At 69.6% G+C, this 1,384-nt stretch carries 2 protein-coding genes; one reads left to right on the top strand and one right to left on the bottom strand.

Annotation, left to right across the window (positions count from 1 at the left end; genetic code table 11):
* Positions 1 to 1,237, top strand: a 1,237-nt coding sequence (locus ACEN88_RS31740; RefSeq protein WP_413346145.1) for an NAD-dependent succinate-semialdehyde dehydrogenase, incomplete at its 5' end; no start/stop codon positions are given.
* On the opposite strand, the gene ACEN88_RS31735 is transcribed toward ACEN88_RS31740, so the two are convergent.
* Entirely contained in the window at positions 1,234 to 1,374 is a 141-nt protein-coding gene (locus ACEN88_RS31735; protein WP_413346147.1) for a diguanylate cyclase domain-containing protein, read from the bottom strand. The genes ACEN88_RS31740 and ACEN88_RS31735 overlap by 4 nt on opposite strands.
* Positions 1,375 to 1,384: the final 10 nt, after the last annotated feature.

The raw sequence follows: 1,384 nt of genomic DNA, 5'->3' as shown, positions 1-1,384 counted from the left end.
CGCCGCCATCATGCGCCGCGCCGCCAGCCTGCTGCGCGAACGCGCCGGCGACATCGCCCGCCTGCTGACCCAGGAACAGGGCAAGCCGCTTGCGGAAGCAAAAATGGAAGCGCTGGCCGGCGCCGAGATCATCGACTGGTTCGCGGCCGAGGGCATGCGCGTGTACGGGCGTATCGTGCCGGCCCGTAACCCGCAGGCGCAGCAACTCGTGCTGAAGGAACCGGTCGGCCCCGTCGCCGCCTTCACGCCGTGGAACTTCCCGATCAACCAGGTCGTCCGCAAGCTGGCCGCCGCGCTGGCCACCGGCTGCTCGTTCCTGTGCAAGGCGCCGGAAGAGACCCCGGCCTCCCCCGCCGCGCTGTTCCAGTGCTTCGTCGACGCGGGCGTACCGGCCGGCGTCGTGGGCCTCGTGTTCGGCGATCCGGCCGAGATCTCGGGCTATTTGATCCCGCACCCGGTCATCCGCAAGGTCACGTTCACGGGTTCCACGCCGGTCGGCAAGCAGCTCGCCGCACTCGCGGGCGCGCACATGAAGCGCGTGACGATGGAACTGGGCGGCCATGCGCCGGTGATCGTCGCCGAAGACGCGGACGTGACCCTGGCCGTCAAGGCCGCCGGCGCCGCCAAGTTCCGCAACGCGGGCCAGGTCTGCATCTCGCCGACCCGCTTCCTCGTGCACAACGCGATCAAGGACGAGTTTACGCGCGCCTTCGTCGCGCATGCGGAAGGCCTGAAACTGGGCGACGGCCTGCTTGAGGGCACGACCCTCGGTCCCCTCGCCAATTCGCGCCGTGTGACGGCGATGGCGAAGATGGTCGAGGATGCGCAGGCCAAGGGCGCGATCGTCGCGACGGGCGGCAAGCGCGTGGGCGATGCGGGCAACTTCTTCGCGCCGACGATCCTCGCCGACGTGCCACTGGAAGCATCGATCTTCAACGACGAGCCGTTCGGCCCCGTCGCCGGCATCCGCGGCTTCGACAGCCTCGAAGATGCGATCGCGGAAGCGAACCGCCTGCCGTACGGCCTGGCCGGCTACGCGTTCACGCGCTCGATCAAGAACGCGCACCTGCTGATGAACCGCGTGGAAGTGGGCATGCTGTGGATTAACCAGCCGGCCACGCCGAGCGCCGAGCTGCCGTTCGGCGGCGTCAAGGATTCGGGCTACGGTTCCGAAGGCGGTCCGGAAGCGCTGGAAGCCTACCTCAACACGAAGGCCATCTCGATGGTGGGCGTCTAGGCGACGACGACGCGGTTGCGGCCGGCGTGCTTGGCGCTGTAGAGCGCCGCGTCGGCCTGCGACAGCAACGTGCCGACGGGCGTGTCCGGGGCATCCCGGCAGCCCAGGCCGATGCTGACGGTGGCGTGCAGGCGCACGCCGCCCTCC

Origin of the sequence: Massilia sp. CT11-108 (assembly GCF_047302915.1) — a bacterium.
In the GTDB taxonomy this organism is placed as follows: Bacteria; Pseudomonadota; Gammaproteobacteria; order Burkholderiales; family Burkholderiaceae_D; genus Telluria; species Telluria orientalis.
The sequence above is the reverse complement of the archived record's forward strand: the minus strand, read 5'-3'. Positions and strand labels throughout refer to the sequence as shown.